General features: G+C 63.4%; 21 protein-coding genes and 1 tRNA gene. 11 read left to right on the top strand and 11 right to left on the bottom strand.

Annotated elements, in window-relative coordinates; genetic code table 11:
• Together ACE04A_RS03930 and ACE04A_RS03925 are read left to right on the top strand one after the other, a co-directional pair.
• Positions 1-278, top strand: a 278-nt coding sequence (locus tag ACE04A_RS03930) for a YeeE/YedE thiosulfate transporter family protein (protein WP_485819873.1), incomplete at its 5' end; no start/stop codon positions are given.
• A 117-nt stretch (positions 279-395) separates the two neighbouring features.
• Positions 396-2036 (top strand): FMN-binding glutamate synthase family protein, encoded by a 1641-nt coding sequence (locus ACE04A_RS03925; protein ID WP_259251613.1) that lies wholly within the window; start codon positions 396-398, stop codon positions 2034-2036.
• Positions 2037-2072: 36 nt separating this feature from the next.
• On the opposite strand, the gene ACE04A_RS03920 is transcribed toward ACE04A_RS03925, so the two are convergent.
• Together ACE04A_RS03920 and ACE04A_RS03915 are read right to left on the bottom strand one after the other, a co-directional pair.
• Positions 2073-3569 (bottom strand): phospholipase D-like domain-containing protein, encoded by a 1497-nt coding sequence (locus tag ACE04A_RS03920; RefSeq protein ID WP_485819872.1) that lies wholly within the window; start codon positions 3567-3569, stop codon positions 2073-2075.
• Positions 3570-3583: 14 nt separating this feature from the next.
• Entirely contained in the window at positions 3584-3916 is a 333-nt protein-coding gene (locus ACE04A_RS03915) for an ElaB/YgaM/YqjD family protein (RefSeq protein WP_050445943.1), read from the bottom strand.
• Between the two features lie 334 nt (positions 3917-4250).
• Here ACE04A_RS03915 and egtD point away from each other — a divergent pair, with 334 nt between their 5' ends.
• The 3 genes from egtD to ACE04A_RS03900 all read left to right on the top strand — a co-directional run bounded on the left by egtD (position 4251) and on the right by ACE04A_RS03900 (position 6786).
• On the top strand, positions 4251-5228 hold the full coding sequence (gene egtD / locus ACE04A_RS03910) for an L-histidine N(alpha)-methyltransferase (RefSeq protein WP_438858471.1): 978 nt from the start codon (positions 4251-4253) through the stop codon (positions 5226-5228).
• A gap of 36 nt (positions 5229-5264) precedes the next feature.
• A complete protein-coding gene (egtB, locus tag ACE04A_RS03905; protein WP_259251616.1) occupies positions 5265-6581 on the top strand; it encodes an ergothioneine biosynthesis protein EgtB in 1317 nt (438 codons plus the stop codon).
• Between the two features lie 128 nt (positions 6582-6709).
• Positions 6710-6786 (top strand) — tRNA-Met (locus ACE04A_RS03900).
• 102 nt (positions 6787-6888) lie between these two features.
• Here the strand turns inward: ACE04A_RS03900 and ACE04A_RS03895 are convergent.
• From ACE04A_RS03895 to ACE04A_RS03885, 3 genes are all read right to left on the bottom strand, one after another.
• Positions 6889-7800, bottom strand: coding sequence for a hypothetical protein (locus ACE04A_RS03895; RefSeq protein WP_448718452.1), 912 nt, complete (start codon positions 7798-7800; stop codon positions 6889-6891).
• Between the two features lie 221 nt (positions 7801-8021).
• On the bottom strand, positions 8022-8213 hold the full coding sequence (locus tag ACE04A_RS03890; protein ID WP_100857055.1) for a hypothetical protein: 192 nt from the start codon (positions 8211-8213) through the stop codon (positions 8022-8024).
• 172 nt (positions 8214-8385) lie between these two features.
• Positions 8386-8649, bottom strand: a complete 264-nt coding sequence (locus tag ACE04A_RS03885) for a hypothetical protein (protein WP_448718453.1) — start codon at positions 8647-8649, stop codon at positions 8386-8388.
• 260 nt (positions 8650-8909) lie between these two features.
• Between ACE04A_RS03885 and ACE04A_RS03880 the strand changes: the two genes are divergently transcribed.
• Positions 8910-9101, top strand: coding sequence for a hypothetical protein (locus ACE04A_RS03880; RefSeq protein WP_100857057.1), 192 nt, complete (start codon positions 8910-8912; stop codon positions 9099-9101).
• Between the two features lie 32 nt (positions 9102-9133).
• Here ACE04A_RS03880 and yddG read toward each other — a convergent pair whose 3' ends face one another.
• Positions 9134-10039 (bottom strand): aromatic amino acid DMT transporter YddG, encoded by a 906-nt coding sequence (gene yddG, locus ACE04A_RS03875; RefSeq protein ID WP_259251622.1) that lies wholly within the window; start codon positions 10037-10039, stop codon positions 9134-9136.
• 176 nt (positions 10040-10215) lie between these two features.
• Here yddG and ACE04A_RS03870 point away from each other — a divergent pair, with 176 nt between their 5' ends.
• Entirely contained in the window at positions 10216-10470 is a 255-nt protein-coding gene (locus tag ACE04A_RS03870; protein WP_259251624.1) for a 6-phosphofructokinase, read from the top strand.
• Positions 10471-10488: 18 nt separating this feature from the next.
• Here ACE04A_RS03870 and ACE04A_RS03865 read toward each other — a convergent pair whose 3' ends face one another.
• A complete protein-coding gene (locus ACE04A_RS03865; RefSeq protein WP_279996938.1) occupies positions 10489-12063 on the bottom strand; it encodes a diguanylate cyclase in 1575 nt (524 codons plus the stop codon).
• A gap of 260 nt (positions 12064-12323) precedes the next feature.
• Between ACE04A_RS03865 and ACE04A_RS03860 the strand changes: the two genes are divergently transcribed.
• Positions 12324-14180, top strand: coding sequence for a DUF4153 domain-containing protein (locus ACE04A_RS03860; protein ID WP_448718454.1), 1857 nt, complete (start codon positions 12324-12326; stop codon positions 14178-14180).
• Positions 14181-14210: 30 nt separating this feature from the next.
• On the opposite strand, the gene ACE04A_RS03855 is transcribed toward ACE04A_RS03860, so the two are convergent.
• The 3 genes from ACE04A_RS03855 to ACE04A_RS03845 all read right to left on the bottom strand — a co-directional run bounded on the left by ACE04A_RS03855 (position 14211) and on the right by ACE04A_RS03845 (position 16778).
• Positions 14211-15302 carry an AI-2E family transporter gene (locus tag ACE04A_RS03855; protein WP_485819871.1) on the bottom strand — a complete coding sequence of 364 codons (1092 nt, stop codon included), beginning with the start codon at positions 15300-15302 and terminating at the stop codon, positions 14211-14213.
• Between the two features lie 67 nt (positions 15303-15369).
• Positions 15370-16074: a DUF3053 family protein gene (locus tag ACE04A_RS03850; protein ID WP_448718455.1), complete on the bottom strand. Its 705-nt coding sequence runs from the start codon at positions 16072-16074 to the stop codon at positions 15370-15372.
• A 167-nt stretch (positions 16075-16241) separates the two neighbouring features.
• On the bottom strand, positions 16242-16778 hold the full coding sequence (locus tag ACE04A_RS03845; RefSeq protein ID WP_485819870.1) for a GNAT family N-acetyltransferase: 537 nt from the start codon (positions 16776-16778) through the stop codon (positions 16242-16244).
• Positions 16779-16868: 90 nt separating this feature from the next.
• Here ACE04A_RS03845 and ACE04A_RS03840 point away from each other — a divergent pair, with 90 nt between their 5' ends.
• The 3 genes from ACE04A_RS03840 (at position 16869) to ACE04A_RS03830 (ending at position 19089) form a co-directional block, all read left to right on the top strand.
• Positions 16869-17228 carry a hypothetical protein gene (locus tag ACE04A_RS03840; protein ID WP_485819869.1) on the top strand — a complete coding sequence of 120 codons (360 nt, stop codon included), beginning with the start codon at positions 16869-16871 and terminating at the stop codon, positions 17226-17228.
• Between the two features lie 753 nt (positions 17229-17981).
• Positions 17982-18263, top strand: coding sequence for a hypothetical protein (locus ACE04A_RS03835; protein WP_259251632.1), 282 nt, complete (start codon positions 17982-17984; stop codon positions 18261-18263).
• A gap of 133 nt (positions 18264-18396) precedes the next feature.
• Complete coding sequence (locus ACE04A_RS03830) at positions 18397-19089, top strand: cytochrome b/b6 domain-containing protein (protein ID WP_259251633.1); 693 nt, start codon at positions 18397-18399, stop codon at positions 19087-19089.
• A gap of 102 nt (positions 19090-19191) precedes the next feature.
• Here the strand turns inward: ACE04A_RS03830 and ACE04A_RS03825 are convergent, their stop codons facing one another.
• The gene (locus ACE04A_RS03825) at positions 19192-19650 is read right to left on the bottom strand and encodes a c-type cytochrome (protein WP_259251634.1); all 459 of its coding nucleotides are present in this window, start codon (positions 19648-19650) and stop codon (positions 19192-19194) included.
• Between the last annotated feature and the right edge of the window lie 45 nt (positions 19651-19695).

Here is a 19695-nt window from a genome sequence, read left to right as displayed (position 1 = left end):
CGCTGGCCGCCCCCCCCGCCGCGGGCAAGTTCGCCCCCGTCTGGAAAGTACCCGCGCGTTCGCTGGCGGGTGCGGTCATCGGCGGTCTGTTGCTGGGCTATGGCTCGCGCCTGGCGTTCGGTTGCAATATCGGCGCCTACTTCAGCGGCATCCTGTCGGGCAGCCTGCACGCCTGGCTGTGGCTGCCGGCCGCCTTCGCAGGCAGCGCGCTGGGCGTGCACCTGCGCCCCGCTTTCGGCCTGGCGGTGGAAAAAACCTCGCAAGCCTCCAGTTGCTGATGCCCCGCTGCTGAAAAACAGTGTTCCACGCACGGCCCCCTGTTTTCAGGGGGCTTTCTTTTTGGGGCGCTGCCGGCTGGTGTATGGTTGCTGCAATTCCGCATCACGGAGAGGAACATGAGTTGGATGCTTGGCCGTTACACGGCCTTTTTGTTGACCCTGGCCGGCGCTGCCGTCACCGCCGTCCTGGCTTTCACCAGTTCGCTCTGGTGGCTGTGGGCCGCCGTTCCTCTGGCAATGCTGGGCGCGCTGGGCGTGTACGACCTGATCCAGACCCGCCATGCCATCCGTCGCAACTACCCCGTCATTGGCAATCTGCGCTTCCTGTTCGAGTTCATTCGGCCCGAGATCCGCCAGTATTTCCTGGAAGACGATACGCATGCGGCGCCGTTCTCGCGCGCGCAACGCTCCATCGTTTACCAGCGCGCCAAGCGCGAAGTCGACAAGCGCCCGTTCGGCACGCAGGAAGACGTCTACGGCGACCGCTATGAGTGGATCAACCATTCCATGTCGCCCTCGCACATCAATGACACGGATTTTCGCGTGACGGTGGGCGGGCCCGATTGCACGCAACCCTATTCCATGTCGGCCTTCAACGTGTCGGCCATGAGCTTCGGCGCGCTGTCGGCCAACGCCGTGCTGGCCCTGAATGAAGGCGCGCGCCAGGGCAACTTCGCGCACGACACCGGCGAAGGCGGCATCAGCCGCTACCATCGCCAACCTGGCGGCAGCCTGGTGTGGAACATCGGCTCGGGCTATTTCGGATGCCGCGACGAACAGGGCGCGTTTTCAGAAGAAGCCTTCATCAAGAACGCCTGTACACCGCAGGTGAAGATGATTGAAATCAAGCTGTCCCAAGGCGCCAAGCCTGGGCATGGCGGCATCTTGCCCGCGAGCAAAGTCACGATCGAAATCGCGGAAGCGCGCGGCGTCGTCGCGTGGCAGGACTGCAATTCCCCGGCCAGCCACTCGGCCTTCGACACGCCCATCGGGCTGCTGAAATTCGTGGCACGCCTGCGGGAATTGTCGGGCGGCAAGCCGGTGGGCTTCAAGTTCTGCGTGGGTCACCCGTGGGAATGGTTTGCCATCGTCAAGGCCATGCTTGAAACCAACATTACGCCGGACTTCATCGTGGTCGATGGCGCGGAAGGCGGCACGGGTGCCGCGCCCGTGGAATTCGTGGATCACGTGGGCACGCCCTTGCGCGAAGCGCTCCGCCTGGTGCACAACACGCTGATCGGCGTGAACCTTCGTGACCGCATCAAGCTGGGCGCATCGGGCAAGATCATCACCGCGTTCGACATGGCGCGCGTGATGGCCATGGGCGCCGACTGGTGCAATGCCGCGCGCGGCTTCATGTTTGCCATCGGCTGCATCCAGGCCCAAGCCTGCCATACCGGCAAATGCCCCACCGGCGTCACCACGCAAGACCCCTTGCGGCAACGCGCGCTGGTGGTGCCGGACAAGGCGCAGCGCGTGGCTGACTTTCAGCGCAATACGCTGCACGCGTTGGCCGAACTTCTGGCCGCCGCGGGCTTGACCCATCCGAACCAATTGCGCCCACATCACATCGCGCGCCGCATCTCGCCCAGCGAAATCCGTCTGCTGTCCGCGCTGTTTCCCGAACTGGCGCCGGGTGAACTGCTGCGTGGCGAATTCCGCCACCAGGTCTTCCGCGTGGGTTGGGCGATGGCGCAAGCGGCGTCGTTCCAGCCCACCCAGGACATCACCACGGCGATGGCCGAACACCGCGCATAGGGTTTTTGCCCTTTTCGCGGATGGGCGATGCGCGGGCTACAGCCAGCGCTCGAACATCCGCGAAAAGGTTTCCATGAAGCGGTCGTCGACACCGCGCTGGCCCCACGCCTCTGGGGTAATGCGCACCGAGTCGGCAACATCACGCTGGAACAGCGCTTCCATTTCAGCCGCGAATTCCGGCCCCAGCACCACCGCGTTGATTTCGTAGTTCAAGGCGAAGCTACGCCAGTCCATGTTGCTGGACCCCACCGTGGACCAGACCCCGTCAACCACCGCCGTCTTGGCATGCAGCAAGGCGTCGCGCCGCTCATAGAGTTTCACGCCCGCATCGAGCAAGTCGGTGTAGTGCGAGCGCCCCGCATGGAACACCAGCGACGAATCGCTGAAACCCGGCAACACCAACACCACATCCACGCCCCGCCGCGCGGCCGCCGACAGCACGTCGATGAAGGCCGGGTCGGGCACGAAGTACGCCATGGTGATGTGGATGGACTTCTGCGCGCTTTCAAACGCGGACATCAGCGTCAGGTAAACGGTATAGCCGTCGCTGCGATCGGGCTGATTGGCCAGGATGCGCACGGTTGTCGACCCCACGGGCGCGGCGACTTGGGTGCCGCCCCCCTGGATCGGCTCGTCAGACTGCGACGCCCACCCCGCCTGTATCACCTGTTCCAGTTGCTCGACCGCCGGCCCTTCGATGCGCAGATGCGTGTCGCGCCACGGAGAGGCCTTGGCATCACCCTTGCCCTTCGTCGCCTTGGGATCATCTTGCTTCGCGCCGGCCCCGCCGCCCGAGCCCGGGCCGGAGCCCGAGGCCGAGCCTGGCGACGACTCGTAAACACTGCTGACATTGATGCCACCCACGTAGCCCACCTTGCCGTCCACCACCAGCACCTTGCGGTGATTGCGCTGGTTGGGTGACCAGCCGGCACGCGCGCTGGCGGGATTGACGGGGTTGAACACCGCGACTTGCACGCCCGCGTCGCGCATGCGCTGGAACAAGGCGTCGGGGGTCTTGATGGTGCCGACGGCATCCACCATCAGCGCCACCTCGGCGCCCCGGTTGCGCGCGGCGATCAAGGCCTCGGCGAAGCGGGCGCCTTCCGCGTCATCCTCAAAAATGTACGTTTCCATGTGCACGTAGCGGCGGGCCTGCGCGATGGATTGCAGCATGGCCCGATACGTACTGGGCCCGTCCGCCAACAGCTTGACCCGGTTGCCGGCTGACAGCGGCGCGCCGCTGACGGCTTGCTCCACCGCCAAGTGCCGCGCAAGGAAATCGTCTTTGGGCGTGTCGGGATCCGCCGCGATGCCATGCCCGCGGCGGTAACTGTCGCGGGCCGCGTCAGCGGACAGGCCGGCCTGCGCCTTGCGCGCCTGGCGTTCCTGCGCATCGGGCACGCTGGCGCAACCCGCCGCCACCGTGGCGGCACAGATCAGCAACAGCGCACGAGCCCAACGGCGCGCGCCGGGCAGCCATACAGGCTTGCCCGGCGCGAGTTCAATCCGGCCCAGGGCCGGAGGCGGCTTCATGAGAGAAGCCCGGTTTAACGCCGGCCGCTTGCCACCAGGCACCCCAGCACCGCGCCCAGCAGCGCTGCCACGCCCACCGACTTCCAGGCGTTTTCATGCACGTACTCATCGGCATAAGCTTTGGCGCGATACGCACGTTCGCGCGCCGCGCCTTCCCAATCACCCGCGTGGTGGCGGGCTTCGGCCAGTTGCTGCTTCAAGCGCGCGCGCGCGGATTCAATTTCGGAGCCCGTGTAGGAAGCCGTCGAGCGCAAGAGATCTTCAGTTCCGGCGACCAGGTCGCGGAAGCTGTCATTGACCCGATCGCGATGCAGAGCCATCTCGGCGCGTTGGTGCTTTCGATTCATAGTCGCTCCTTGAAAATATTGAGTCGTTGGGACGCCGCCCGCCGCGTGCTTCGACGCACATGGCAACGTCATCCCGTTGACCAGAACTTCATTGTGCCGATCATTCGCCGCCGCCGCTCCAGCTTTCGCAACCAGCCGTAATTCGATATTTCAGCGGACCGAAACTTGCTGGTGCGGTCACAAGGACCCGGGCGCGCGTTTTCCGCCCCCGTTTTCCGATTTCGTAAAAGTCCATTGCATTCAGCGGCTTGGCGCTTGACACCGGAACCCCCCTGGCCGCCACAATAACCCCCTTGCAATGCGCTTCAACTGCCTCAGAAAAAGGAATGAACGCATGGTTTCCCCTTCCGCAGTGCTTGCCCACGCCGCCTCCGATTTCCTTGAGCGCGCATCGTCGGCCCCCAGCCCTGAACAGGCCGAACTGCGGGACGGCCTGCTGGACGATCCCGCCCATATCGACCCCAAGTACCTTTACGACGCGCTGGGCTCATCGCTGTTCACCGCAATCACCCAATTGCCCGAGTACTACCCCACGCGGTGCGAAGCGGAGATTTTCCAGCGTCATGGCCAGGACATCGCGCGCCATGTAGGGCCGGTGCAATCCATGATCGACCTGGGCGCCGGCGATTGCGTGAAAGCCGAACGACTGTTTGCTCGGCTTCGACCCAAGCATTACATTCCGATCGACATTTCTGCCGACTACCTGCAGACAGCAGTCGAACGGCTACGGCTGTCGTACCCGGATCTGAACGTCACGCCGGTCGGCCAGGATTTTTCGCAAGTGCTGGCACTGCCTGCCGGCGTGCCTGAAGCACAGCGGCTGTTCTTCTACCCCGGTTCCAGCATCGGCAACCTCAGCCCCGACGACGCGCACGCCATGCTGCAACGTATCCGCGCGCAATGTGAAGGCGGTGGCTTGTTGCTGGGGGTGGACCGCGTCAAGCCCAAGCAGGTGCTTGAACCCGCCTACGACGACGCCCTGCACCTTACCGCCGCCTTCAATCTGAATCTGCTGCGGCACGTCAACACCGTGCTGGACACCGATTTCGATGTGGCGGACTGGCGTCACGTCGCGCTCTTCAACAGCGCTCGCTCGCGCGTTGAAATGCATCTGGAAGCGCTCCGCGCGGTGCGTGTGTGCTGGCCGGGCGGCGTGCGCGAATTCCGCCCAGGCGAACGCATTCATACCGAAAATTCCTACAAGTTCACCCCGCAAGCCTTCTCCGATCTGCTGCAAAGCGCGGGCTTTCACGACATTGCCCACTGGTCGGATTCGCGCGGCTGGTTTTCGGTTTTCAGCGCCCGCGCATAACGTGGGCTTTCCCCTTAACGCCACTGGAGGATCGCCATGGAACCCGCCTGCCTGCTGACTCATCCCGCCACCGGTCCCTACGCTGGCGGACAGGCCGGCCAGCACGATCGCTACGACGCCGTGCGGTCCACCAGCACCGCGCTCGCCGCGCCGTTGAGCCCTGAAGATTGCCAAGTGCAATCCATGCCGGACTGTAGCCCCGTCAAATGGCATCTGGCGCACACCACCTGGTTCTTCGAAACGTTTTTGCTGACGCACTTCCACCCTGCCTACAGCGCCTTCCACCCGCAGTACCGCATGCTGTTCAACTCCTACTACAACGCCATCGGCGCCAAGCATCCACGCCCCCAGCGCGGCCTGCTGTCGAGGCCCACACTCGCCGACGTGCAGCAGTACCGCCAACATGTCGACACCGCCATGCACGACCTGATCTCCCGCTTAGGGGGCAACGACCCGGCCTTCGACGCCTTGCTGGAGCTGGGCCTGAACCACGAACAGCAACATCAGGAACTGATTCTTACCGACGTGAAGCACATGCTGTCCTTCAACCCGCTCAAGCCCGCCTACGTGGCCTCGGGTTCGCCGGCATTACCCCCTGCGACGCCTGCCGGCTGGACGCGCTACGGCGGCGGCATCACGCGCATCGGCCACGACGGCCGAGGCTTTGGCTTCGACAACGAAGGCCCTGCCCACGAAGTGCTGCTGGCACCGTTCCATCTGGCCGACCGGCTTGTCACGCAACACGAATTCCTGGCGTTCATCCAGGACGGCGGCTACAAGCGGCCCGAACTCTGGTTGTCGGCTGGCTGGGACCGCGTATGCGCCGAAGGTTGGCGCGCGCCGCTTTACTGGGAAGGCCAACGCGACGACTGGCGCGTCTTCACCTTACGCGGCATGCATGAACTGGAACTACAGGCTCCCGTCACACACGTGAGCTACTTCGAAGCCGACGCCTACGCGCGCTGGGCGCGCGTGCGCTTGCCGCGCGAAGCGGAATGGGAACACGCCGCCCGACAACTGGCCGACCCCGCGTTTCCCGGCCGCGCCAACATGCTTGAAAACGGGCACCTGGACCCGCGCCCGGCCCCGGCTCGCAACGGCTCGGGAGGCCCCGTTCAACTGTTTGGCGATACCTGGGAATGGACATCCAGCGCCTACGACGCCTACCCCGGCTACAAGCCCGACGCCGGCGCCGTGGGCGAATACAACGGCAAGTTCATGTGCAACCAGTACGTACTGCGGGGCGGCTCCTGCGCCACGCCACGCGACCATGTCCGCGCAAGCTACCGCAATTTCTTTCCGCCTGAAGCCCGCTGGCAGTTTTCGGGAATCCGCCTGGCCAGGGACGTCTGAATCACTTCCTGTTTTTTTTGCCGCGAGCCCGCTTGCAAACAAAAAAAGTTTCATGCTAGAATTTCGTTCTTCGTTGATCAGCGCTACGGAATAAATGCCGCGGCAACACTGAATAACGAACAAGGATTGGCGCATTAGCTCAGCCGGTTAGAGCGACGGAATCATAATCCGCAGGTCCCCTGTTCGAATCAGGGATGCGCCACCAAGAATTAGAAAGGCCCTCACTTCGGTGAGGGCCTTTTGCGTTTACGGCGTCTGCAAAACTACAACGCAAAACCACAACACAACCGGAACGCAACCAGCACCACTACAGCGTCCGCAACATATCGCGGCGCTTGCCGCCCCAGGTTGCGGCCAAGCTTGCCACAAAGGCGCCGATCAGCATTGATGCGAAGCCCCACAGCGCGAACGCGGCGGCGGCCTTGCGGGCCTGGTCGGCGGCTTCCTTGGCTTTTTGCTTGGCGTCTTCCGCCGCCTTCTTGGCGTTGGCGATGGTCTGCTCAACGCGGCGCTGCGCAACGGCGGGGTCCTGCCCGGTTTGCGCAGCTACCACCTTGACCACGTAGTCGCGGTCTTCGGGCGTCATATCGCCGCGCGCCAGGCTCATGGCCACGATACGACCCACTTCCGCGCGGGCCGTGCCACGGTCGCCGGCCGCGTCAGGCCGATCAGAGCGCATCAGCGTATCGGTGAAATATTCGGTCGCGCGGTCCATTCCGCCACCACCCGCGCCGGCTGCCGCCGTTGCCGTGACCGCCGTGCTCGCCCCTGACGCAACCGCTGCGCCCGCTTTGGCTGCACCTGACGCAAGCGTTGCAAGCGCCGAACCCAGCAGCGCCGCGCTGACGACCGCGCTCAGGGCCCACACCAGAAAGCCATGCGCGGTATCGCGGAAGTAGATTTCATCCGAATGCACATCGACCCACTTGGTGCGCAAACGTCCGGCCACGTACCCACCAATGCCGTACGAAATGATCTGCGTGAACAGCATCCACGCAATGATGCCGATACCCACGGCGGGCGCCGACATGCCCTCGTCGCCCCACGGGGAAACGGACAGGAAGCCTAGGCCCGTTCCGCCGGCGAACAATGCCAGCGACAACGCCGCCGCGATGACGGCGCCAGCGAACACCGCCGCCCAGGACACCCCCGATATTGCCGACTCACGCGGTGGCACGGCGCCGCCGTAGGCCAGGCTTGAAGATGATGCGTTTTCCATGGTGATTCCTTGTTCATTGTTTTGTGGCGCCGGCCGTGCGTAATACTCATCGGCACATCCGCACGAAAATACCGAACGGCGCCGCTACGCAAGCCGCCCGGCGTCAATGCCAGAAAAGAGCCAGCAGGATGATGATGGGAATAGGCACGCCAAGCAGCCACAGCAAAATGGAACGCATGACAGTCTCCTTTTAAGTTCTTCGATTAGCGCGGTCCTGGCATTCAGGCCAGGTCAATCGCGCCCGGCAGGCGGGGATCCGGCGCGGGTGGGGTCGGATCCACGAGCGGCGGATCATCGGGCGGCTGATTCGGATCCGGCAGCGGGTCGTCGGGCGGCAGGTTGCCGGGCAAGGACGGATCATCCGGCGGCAGGTCGTCCGGCAAGCCGGGCTCGCGATGCGGAATTTGGGACATGGCTTGTTCTCCTCTGGCGGCGCCAAGCGCGCCACCAGCCCTTCAGCAAATACCGTTCCCACATGCTGCCCCGCCGTGGTCCTGCTTCGCTTGGTTGACGCCCAGCAAAAAGCCCTCTTGCGAGGGCTTTCATAAGCGATTCACCAATCAGCGGTTCACGAATCCGGCTTGCTCAGGGCTTGGGCTTGCCGTCCGGCTTGTTGTCCTTTATCCCCGCCAAGCCATTTTTTGCACCTGCGCCCATAAATTCCACGACGGCGGCTTTGCCCGCGGCTGACGCTTCATCCTGGCTGCCATAGCGCTTTTCAGAATAATTGGTGCTGTGCACATTGCCGCTTTCGGGATCAAGCAAGGTAATGATCCACGCAAACTCTCCCGGCAAGAGTTGCCTGACCTGAAGCGTGGCGCGCGTGCCGGGGCGCAATTTCTGCGTCATTTTTTGGATTTTCCGTGGAGGTTGTGGGGCCATCGTAGCGCAATCCGCCCGCCCATCAACACGCTTTCGCACGCTGTTTGAAATGTTGCGCGCGCACATGGATTCATGCTGCAGGGCCCGCGGCGAAAACGCCACACCTCCACGATCGTGCCAGGAAAACCCTAGGGCCAAGTCCGCTGATACAGGCGCACAATCAGTACAAACATCTAGACCGCGCAACGCGGCGCCGAATCCCTTAATCAGGCGAGGACGGAGACAACATGACTTACGTAGCAGTGGTAATGAGCTGTTTGATGGTTATGGGTATCGTCGGATTGGTGATTCAAACGATTCGAAGCGCGGGGCCTGAGCCCTGGCTGAAGATATCGGCGGCGATTGTCAGTTCAACCTTCGCGTCTTTGTTACTGATTCCGCTGGGGTATGCGGTTGCTCAATCCATGTTGATCGACTGACTGCCCCGCCTAAGCGTTTTAGCCGCCCCGGGCTAATCGCCCCGGGCGGATTTGCTTCTTGTCGCCACCCAACACAGCAAAGAGCCGGCCGTGACCATTGCCACGCCTTGCCAGAACGAGGCGGTCAAGCGGGTGGACAGCCACAGGGCCGCGAAAAACGTGGAAAGCACCGGGGTGAAGTAGGACGCAGTCGCCAGCAGAGTCAGGTTGCCCTTCAGTATTCCCACGTTCCAGAGGGCATAACCGGCAGCCATCGCACCGCCGGTCATGCATAGCTCCAGCGTGGCCGGCCCGGAGAAAACCAATGGCGGCTCGGCGCTGAAAAAGTACTTCGCCCACAATGCCGCAGCGGTCAGCATGAAAAATAACGCCACGCCGTTCTTGCCGTTGGCAAAGCGCTTGGTCACATTGCAATAGACGGCCCAGATAATGGCGCCGCCGAATGCCAATCCGTAGCTGAGAGGATTACTGGATATGTTTGCGACGGTGCGCTCCCAAGACAAGCCGGAACCGCCCACGACCCAGGCAATGCCGCATACCGACAGCAAGATTCCCGGCACGACCCAGGCGTTGGCGCGCTGGCCATTGAACACGATAGCCAACAACACCGTCAGGCAAGGCCAGAGGTAATTAACAATGCCCAACTCGATGGCCTGGCCACGATCAATGGCATAGCCCAACGACAGCGACAGGCAGATTTCGTAGGCAACGAACAGCAGACTGCCCACGATGAGATACAGACGTGGAAAACTCCGTAACGTCGGAAACCCAAGCAGACACACAAGGAATATTGAACCTACCGTATAAATAAGTGCGGCGCCTCCGACAGCACCAAAGTTCTCGCTGACACCGCGAATCAGCCCGACGACCGACCCCCACAGCAGGATTGCCAACAAACCAAAGAGAGTGGCCGCATTCCGGCCGGAAAATGATCGCATTAACGTTTTCGCTTGATTGCTTGTTGGCTTGCTTGGCGCCCGCCCTGGCGCGGAAGCAGGCGGGCAGTGTAGCGAAAACCTATCGTTATCGTAGTGACCAGCCGGCACGGAAGAAACCCGCGCCGGGAAACGCGACAGACCCACTGAAACATCAAAAAAGAGGGAGTATTAGCCGCATGGCCATTTCCATACGTCGATTGAGCGATGTGCTTGCCAGCACAGAATCGGGCAGGCTTTACCGGATAGAGGTTTTCTTGCAGGCGGACGACCCGGGTCCTTCCAGCCCCAGACCGCAAGCGACCTCCCGCTACATCCTCAGAACGTCGGACGGAGAAGGCGTGATCGCCCTGGGCGAACGGCGGTATCGCTTGACATCGGGTGAGGTCCTGACGGCGCTGGCGCCGCCACCCGCACCGCAACCCGACACCTGAACACACCCGCGCGCGGCGTCACACATCCGACGCCACCCGCCGCTTGCCCTCCCCCTTGGCCTTGTACAGCGCGACATCGGCGCGTTCCAGCAACTGGAGCATGGTGATGCCCGAGTCGGGATACACGGCAATGCCGACGCTTGCCGACACGGCTACGCGGATTCCTGGATAGGGTAACGACAGGCTTTCAACCAAGGCCTCGGCCACCGGCTGCGCCTGCTCTTGGCGCACGCCCATCAACAGCACGGCGAATTCATCGCCGCCAAGCCGGGCCGCCACGTCGGATACGCGGATGGCGCGCGCCATTCGGTCGGCAGCTTCCTTCAACACCGTGTCGCCCGCAGCGTGGCCGTGCAGGTCGTTGACCGCCTTGAAGCCATCCAGGTCGATGGCAAGGAGCGCGAAAGAATCGCCGCTGCGCTGAGCCACGGCCAGTTCACGCAGGATGAGTTCTCCGAACAGCACGCGGTTGCACAGGCCGGTCAAGGGATCGTAGTGCGCCAGGTGCTGGGCATGCGCCAACATGCGCGACGCCTGCAAAAGCGCGGTGCCCACTTCCTCGGCCTCTTTGACGCTGGTGCCGGCCAGTTCAACCGTGCGCCCTTCTCCCAGCGCCAACGCCGGCCCCACCAACCCTTGCACCGCCGAGGTCAGCCGATTGGCCAGGCGCAGCGCCAACCATAGCCCCAGGCCGAACGCGAACAGCGTGCCCAGCGCCACCCAGGCGATGGAACGGTACAGGTTCGTCGTGACCAAGGTCATGGGCGCGCCAGCGGCAACTGTCCACCCCGACAGCGACGAACGGCTGAAGGCGGTATAGACGGGCGTTCCCTCTTTGGTTACCGATTCAAACGCGCCTTCGTTTTCCTGCCGCACCGCCTGCACCAAGGCCGGCACGGCTTTCTGGCCGACGAACGTCGAGGCATCGCGCGTGCGGGCGATGATGGTTCCGGATTCGTCCAGAACCGCCGCCACCCAGCCTTCGGGCAAGGCACGCCGGCCCAGCATGGCGCCGATGCGATCCGGAGACAAGCCCACATTCAAGCTGTAGATGACGCTATCGTCGCGCACCACCGGCACGCCCATCGCAATGATCGGCCGCTTGGTGACGCCGCCGGTGAACAGGCTCGTGAGCACCGGCGCCCGCGTGGTGAAGACCCGACGCAGCGCTTCCGGCGCACCGCTCAAAGGCAAGCGTGATCCGTAGGGCACCAAGGTGTTGATGATCTGACGCCCATCCCGGTCGGTCAGGGCGTAGCTGTCCACGATTTGAAAGCGCACCGAATCCCGCGCACGCTGATGGAAACTGGCCAGGTCGCCGCCAAGCAGGTCGGGCGAAGACGCAAGCATCTGCACGCCGGCTTCAACGCCCGTGAGTTCGCGGTCAAGAATGGAGGTGAGGTTGCGAGCCAGGAAGACCGTGTCGCGGAAGATCCGATCTTTTTGGACGATATAGCTTTCGTACACCGCCACCGACGCCACCACCAGCGCCGGCGAAATACAGGCGAACACGAGTGCCAACAAACCGGTCCGCATGGAATACCGGTGTGGAGGGCGCGCCCTCGCGCCAGCCAGGCTCTCGCCATCAGCCATCGCTTTCCCCCTTGGACCCATGCGCCTCCCGATACGTCCTGCCCGGTGATGCATGCAGGCTGGATGAAGTTCAGAAATTATTGCAGACCCTCGCAACCGCACAATCCTCGCTCAGACGCCTTTGCAGGCGCTAAACGCGCCTTTTGGCAAGCTGTATCGCGTCCCCAATTTACTCCGAAATGTCCGGCCAGGCGACGATTTCATCGCGCTCGAATCACCGTGAAAAGCCGCGAGGCCGCCAGGTTGCTACTATGCGCGGCATGAAGAATCCGTCCCTGAATAGAACCGCCGCAGGCCCGCTGGATGCCCCTGACCGGACCGTCCTGTTGTATGGCGTCATCGCCGCATTGCTTGGCGTGTGCCTGCACCAACTCATGGCCCACCGAATGTGGCCATGGGGGCATCCCTTTGCCCTGTACTTCCTGCTGCAATGGCTGGCGTTGGCGCCGCTTGCCGGCGCCCTGCTGTCAGGCAGCATGCAAAGCCCCAGGCGCTGGCTGGCCGCGCTAGCCATCTACGGCGTGCTGCTGCCTGCCGTGACCGCCTACGGCTTGACCGCCACCTATGGCGCACTGCCCAACGAACGCGGAGGATGGCTCAGCCGCGGTGACTACTTCATGCCGCTGCTGTTGACCAGCGTCGCGGGTTTCGTGGCGCTGCCGCTGCTGCAAGCGTTGGACCCGCGCCGGCCACAGTGGGATTACCCCGCTGTATTCCGCGCGGCGTGGCGTGCCGCCGTCCATCTGGGCTTGAGCCTGTGCCTGGCGTCGTGCGTCTGCCTGTTGCTGGCGGCGGCGGGCGCCATGTTCGACATGATCGGCATCCGGCTTGTCCGCGGGCTCGTCGAAAACGCGACGTTCCGGTTCGCCGTCTGGCCGATGATCCTGGCTGCCTGCCTTGTGGGCGTGCGCCGCCGCCCCGCCCTGACGGAAACGTTGCAGCGTTCGTGGCTGACCTTGAACGCCTGGCTACTGCCACTGGTCACGCTGGTAGGCTTGGCCTTCACCGTTGCCCTGGCTGCCAGGCTGGCATTGGGCCTGCAAGCGGTGCAGTTGTCCGCCGGCGCGTTGATTGCGTTTTCGCTGGTGTGGATCAAGCTGATCAACGCCGCCTGGCAAGATAGCCCGAATGCCGCCCCATTCGGCCCGCGCCTGCGTCGGGCACTGCGCTGGGCGATGGCGTGCCTGCTGCCGTTGGCGTCCGTGGCTCTGTACGGCGCGGCGGTTCGCGTGGATCAATACGGTTGGACGGTGCTGCGCGCCTGGGGCGTGGGCAGCAGCGTGATCCTGGTGCTGTACGGGACGGGCTATGCCTGGGCCGCGCTACGGAGCAAACATGACTACGCAACGCTCGCGGCCACCAACCTGGTCGCGGCCTTCGCCACACTCGCGTTGCTGCTGGCGTTCAACACGCCGATCGCCAACCCCATGAAGCTGACCGCCGAAAGCCAGTTCCAGCGCCTGATCGACGGGCGCAAAGACCCGCAGGATTTCAGCTTTTATGCCATGGGCAACGACTATGGCCGGTGGGGGAAAGATGCCCTGCGGCGCTTGGCGGAAGGCGCCGCCAATGCGCGGGACCCGCGGATAGCCACCGCGGCGGCCGAAACCCTGAAGGGCGGCTATTTCCAATGGGACAAGCCCGCGCAAGCCGCCGCCGACGCGGCGCCCGTCGACGCACCGCCGCTTGCGACCACGCCCTCGGGCCGTGACGTTCCGTCGGCGTGGTGGGGATTTCTGCGGGCCGAGTTTGCTGAGCAGGCACGGGTGTGCGCAACACCCATCGATCCCCCGACAGATGACGCATCAAGCACGCAACCTTGCCAGGTGATCTACGCTGACCTGACCGGCGACGGGCAGGAAGAGATCATCCTGTATGTAGCGCCGCAACAGCGCGGGGAGCGACGCTCGCGGGAATGGTTCATTGCGTTTGCGCCGAACGCCGCCGGCCAATGGCGCCATCTGGGCTACCTGTACGCAGAGAGTTTCGAGCAGCCCCTGCAAGACGCAACGGGCGTCGACGACATTGCGCAGGCGCTGAAGCAGGGGCTGGTGCGAACCCAGCCCCGCGCCGACCGCGATCTGATGATCGGCGACCAGTTGCTGCGCCTGCGCTGACCCCACGAGAGGCGCAACACCCCCGGTTCGTTATTTGCGAGACACCGGGGGTTCTTCCTTCTGGCCCATCATGCCGTCGGAAGTCTGCGAGAAAAGATCCCAGCTTGCCATGAACAGCGCGGCGATCAGCGGCCCGATCACAAAGCCGTTCAGGCCGAACAGCGCCATGCCGCCCAGCGTGGAAATCAGCACGACGTAGTCGGGCATCTTGGTGTCTTTGCCCACCAGGATCGGGCGCAGCACGTTATCAACCATGCCGATGACCAGCACGCCAAACGCGATCAGCACCGCGCCCTTGACCACGGCGCCCGTCAGCAGTAAATAGACGGCCACGGGCACCCAGATCAGGCCAGCGCCGATTGCCGGCAGCAGCGACAGGAAGCCCATGATGACGCCCCACAGCAGCGCCCCCTGGATCGACAAGATCGAAAAGATGATGCCGCCCAGCGCGCCCTGCACCGCCGCCACCGCGATGTTGCCCTTTACTGTCGCGCGCACAACGGTGGTGAACTTGCGGAACAGATGCTGCTTGTGCCCATCGCCCAACGGAATCGCGCGCTTGATCCGCGCCGACAGCTCAGGCCCGTCACGCAACAGGAAGAACAGCAGATACAGCATGATGCCGAAGCTGATCACGAACTGGAACGTGTCTTGGCCGATGCTTAACGCCTGGGTTGCCAGGAACTGGCTGGCCTGCATCGCCCCCGCGCTGAGCTTTTCCTGAAGGCTGGGAATGTCGGCCAGGTCAAAGCGCGCCAGCACGTCATGCACCGACGGTGGCAACGCCGCCATCGCCTGCTGGAAATACAGGCCGAAGTTCAATTCACCCGACTTGATGCTTTGATAGAGGTTTGCACCTTCGCGTACCAGCGAACCGCTGATCGCCACCAGCGGCAGAATGACCAGCAGCAAGACCCCCAGCAAGGTGATCACGGCCGCCAGATTGCGCCGGCCGCCCATGCGCTTGACCAGGCGGCGCTGCAAGGGTCCAAAGATGATGGCAAGAATGGCGCCCCAGAAAACGGCGCCATAGAAAGGCCACAAAAGCCAGCCGAACGCGATGGAGACCACCACGAGCAGAAGCAGAAAGGTTCTGTGGTGCAAGCTGGATGATTCGCTCATGTTCCGTTCCAGGCACGGCGAACGCCGCGAGACGCGCATTGTACTAAGCCCATGCGAGCATGCCGGTTCAGGCGCCACCACCCGCCGCAAGCAGAATGGTCTGTCGCGCTTGGGCAAGCTCGTCCGCCTGCGCGTTGAGCCCCTGCAAGCGCAGATTCAATTCCTGCTGCAGCGTGGGGGTGGCCACGCGCGCCTGTCCGTCGACCAGTTGTATTTCGTCGGCATTGGCGGCCACCAGGTCCGCGATGCCCAGCGCATCGCGCGCCACGGCGTCCATCCGCGAGGCGGCCCGCATCAGTTCAACGGTGGGCCCCGTGACGGATTCGTCGTACACGCCGTCGTAGACAGGCGCCAGATCGGCCGGCAGTTGCAGATCGGCCCGTGCCTTGTCGGCCTTTTCCCGCGCCTCCTGAAGCTTGCCGGCGCTGTCCGCCAGCGTCTTGCGCGCCGTTTCGAAGCCAGACTTACGCTCAACGATCTCGCCCACCGAGCGGATCGTCTCCAACGCAAGCACGTCGCGCATGGCCCGGGCCGATTCGGCCATCTCCTGCTGGAAGTCGGTAATGACGTCGTAAGCGTCGGCGTAGTCGCCCAGCGCCTCTTTTTCGGCCTTGCTCAAGGCGGCGATCGGCACCAGCGCATCACTATTCATCCGCGCCTGCAGCAACTGGATAAACGCCGCGCGCTCCTGCGGCTCTTTGTTGACGCAGGCCGTCATGACCAGCATCGAAGCCATCGCCAGCCCAGTCAGGCAGGCTCGCCACAGTGACATGCGTATCCTCCTCGCACAGCGGATTGATGAATCGGTTGACGCCCGCCCCCGGCAATGGCGGGCGCCTGAGCGCAGATTATCCCGAAGCGTCCGATTGCGAGCGCTCCCGGGCGGATTTTGTTGCGATCGAAGCGAGTTGACACAGGGCGGCTCGAGTTTCGCCTTGTTCAGGACGGCAGCGAATACGTCATGGCGCAGCGCCGGCCGGGGTCAAGGCCCGCGTCGGCCTCGGCCAGCACGCGCGCCTTGAGGCCGGGCGAATACGGCGGCGCCAGCTCACGGAAACCGAGCCGTCGGTAAAACGGTGCATTCCAGGGCAATTCGCGGTCTGTGGTCAGGACGACGGCCCCGTAGCGCCCAGCCGCCCTTGCGTGGGCCAGCACCGCCTGCATCAGCTCCCGACCCAAGCCCTGCCCCTGCGAGGGCAAGGCCACCGACATTTCAACCAGGAACAGATCCCCATCCATAGGCTGGGCCAGCGCGAAACCGCATACCTGTCCGTCATCACGCGACGCCACCCACAACAGGCCGGCAGCTTGGGCGGCGGTCAGGTCCGCCAACGGCAGCGGGTCGCCATCGGCGGCCCAGGCCATCGGGGTGCCGTGAAAGCGTTGCGCGGCAGAGCGTTCGATATCGGCCAGGCAGGCCAGGTCGCAAGGTTGGGCGGGTCGGATCATCAGGGTCGAAAGTATGCCCCATGGCATGCACAATTTCGAATGGGCGGCGCCCTTGTTCCTATCCCTTAAAATGCCGAAATCCGGCCCCGGCCGCTTGCAACCCACCCGGCTTTATCCATGACTCACCACGCCACTTCCGCCCCCTGGGGATTCACCCAGCCCGATTGCCGCGGCGCGGCCGCCCTGCTGTTCTTCATGAACGACTTGGCGCGCGTTGTGAATCAATACCTGGGACAGGGCCAATTGTCGGAAGAGGCCCTGGCGGACGCGCAAAAGGCTGTGGACGCCTTGCTTGCACGCTATGTCGAGATTGAAGCCGCGCCCGAGGCGTTCAATGACGAACGCATCGGCCTGGCGCTGGAAACCGAACGCCAGCCGGACGGATCGGTGGGCGCACAGGTGGCGTTGCGTATGTCTCCCCGGCTGGAAGGCTTGATCATCGAGGCGCAGCGCCAGGCCCGCTCGACTGAGCACTGAGCGCAACGGCGGCCTTGCAAGCCGCCTTTAAAAAAGGCTTGCAGCCACCTTCTTTTTGCGATAATATCGACGACTAATGTTTTCTGCGCCCCCATATTTCCCAGAATAAATAGGCCGGAAACATTCAAGAAATTGGCTAAACCCGGGGTTAAACCCCAAGGCTAACAACCTGGCTTGATTCTGGTAAACCAGACTCACCGCGCCACAACAAGCGCGCTTTGCCGGCAGCCTGCCAACCACCCGGAAATTCGATCCGGTTTGCGAAAACCCATAACGCGAAAACGCAAATCGTCGGCTTCCGCCTGGAAAGCACGGCAACAGCCAAGCACATCTTCACCATCCCGCCAGTCCGGTTTGGAAAGAAGTTTAAAAACAAGCAACAAGACACGTTGCAGCCCAAGTCGTAACCACGACGGCGGCCGCACAGCATCCGCCAGAGCCAACCCTCTCTGAGCGACCCCTCGGGCCTGACGGCCGCCTGCTACCGCAAGCACGCCACTTGAGCCCGAACCGATACCGTCCAGGACTGACTGATGGCATCGGTTGCACCACCCCGTTACGCGCGCACGCAAAAAACATGAGAATGCGCAAACTGACGGCAACACTTATGCGTTAGTGTCATGCCTGCCCTGTCTGAAAAAACCCGGCGACAAGGCAACCGCGAGGACGCGAGGCGCTTTTGGTACGTCCGCCCTTCGCAGCATGCGCAACACGCAGCTTTTCTAATAACTAGAACTTAAGAGAACACACACCATGAATACTCGTTTCACTACCTCGGACCTGATCCGCCGCCCGGCCCACACGACGCTGGACAACACCCCGATTCACATCGGCGACATCGTTCATCTGCAACCGGCCAATGGCCCGGCCATCCGCGCAACGGTCATTTTCAACGCGCCCATCAACGGCACGACGACCTACACGACGGAAGTCGTGGCCTGCGGAAATACCACGCAGAAGGCGCCCGGCCAACGGATCCGCTTCCGCCACGAGCATGTGCATCGCATCGAATCGGTGCGCAGCGCTTCGCACTAAACCATCGGCGCCACGGCGCCGATTTTTCTGTCCGCTCGCCGCGCCTGAGCCGCGGCGATTTCAATTCCAGCCGCCGCGATTTCATTTCTTGCGTGATAAAGTCGCTGGCAACGTAGCCTGAGTAAATCCCCCCATGCAGAACAACCGACTCGCGGTACGCATCTGGGACCTTCCCACCCGCCTCTTCCACTGGGCGCTTGTCGTCTGTATCGTCGGCGCGTTTGTCAGCGTCAAGCTGGGCGGCCTGTATATGGACTGGCACGTGCGCTTTGGCTGTACGGCGCTGGGCCTGATCATCTTCCGCCTCTTGTGGGGCATCGTCGGCCCGCGCTATGCGCGCTTTGCCACCTTCGTGCGCGGCCCGGGCGCGGTGGCCAAATACCTCAAGGGCGCGGCCGCGCCCGCCGGGCATAACCCGCTGGGCGCCCTGTCGGTATTGGCGCTGCTGCTGGCCGTCGGTTTTCAAGCTGTCAGCGGCCTGTTCACCACCGACGACATCATGACGCAGGGACCGCTGTTCGGTTACGTCAGCGCGCCCATCTCCGGCGCCCTGACCTCGTGGCATAAGCTCAATGAGTGGGTCATCATCGCCCTGATCGCGCTGCACCTTCTGGCGGTGGCCTGGTACGCGCTGGTGCGCCGCAAGCGCCTGGTGCGGGCCATCATCACGGGCGACGTCGACGCCAAGGACCTGCCCGCCGGCACGCCCCCCGCGCAAGACGGCTTCGCCGTGTGGTTGCGCGCCCTGGTGCTGGGCGCCTGTGTGACGGGCCTGGTGTTGTGGATACGGTCGATGGAAGTCGTAGCCGACATGTCTTTTTCGTAGCCCGCCACGCACCGATCCGGCAGCCCAAAAACAAAAAGCCCCTCGATACATCGAGGGGCTTTTGCTTGGCAAGTACCGATGCCGCCCGCGGACGGCAAGGCCTTACTTCTTCTTGCGGTAGGAGTCGTGACAGGACTTGCAGCTGGCGCCCACGTCACCAAAGGCCGCGCGCAGCTTGTCGAGATCGCCCGAGTCAGCCGCGGCCGACAGCTTCACGATATTGTCCTGGAAGGCTTGCTGCTTTTGCTTGAAGCCGGCAGCGTCGCTCCAGATTTCGGGACGCGCATCGCCGCCTTCCGTACCCGGCCCGAAAGCCGCCCACGGCAACGCCGACAGGGTCTTCAAGACCTCGACGTTGGCCTTGATCTGCGCGGCGTCGTACGGCGCCTGGCCCTTGACCACCGGCGCCATGCGACCAAAGTGCGAGGCCATCAGCGTCAACGCCGATTGGCGGTATTTGACGGCGTCTTCGGGCTTGGCGAACTGCGCCGAGGCGGTCGTCGCTAGCAACGGCGCCACGGTCATACAGGCCAACGCGACAAGCGTGGACAACTTCTGCATTGCAATCTCCCGTAAGTACATCAAGAATGGCGCGCGCATGACGCG

This window comes from Achromobacter colocynthidis (assembly GCF_057334535.1).
This window is presented reverse-complemented; position numbering and strand designations above follow the sequence as displayed.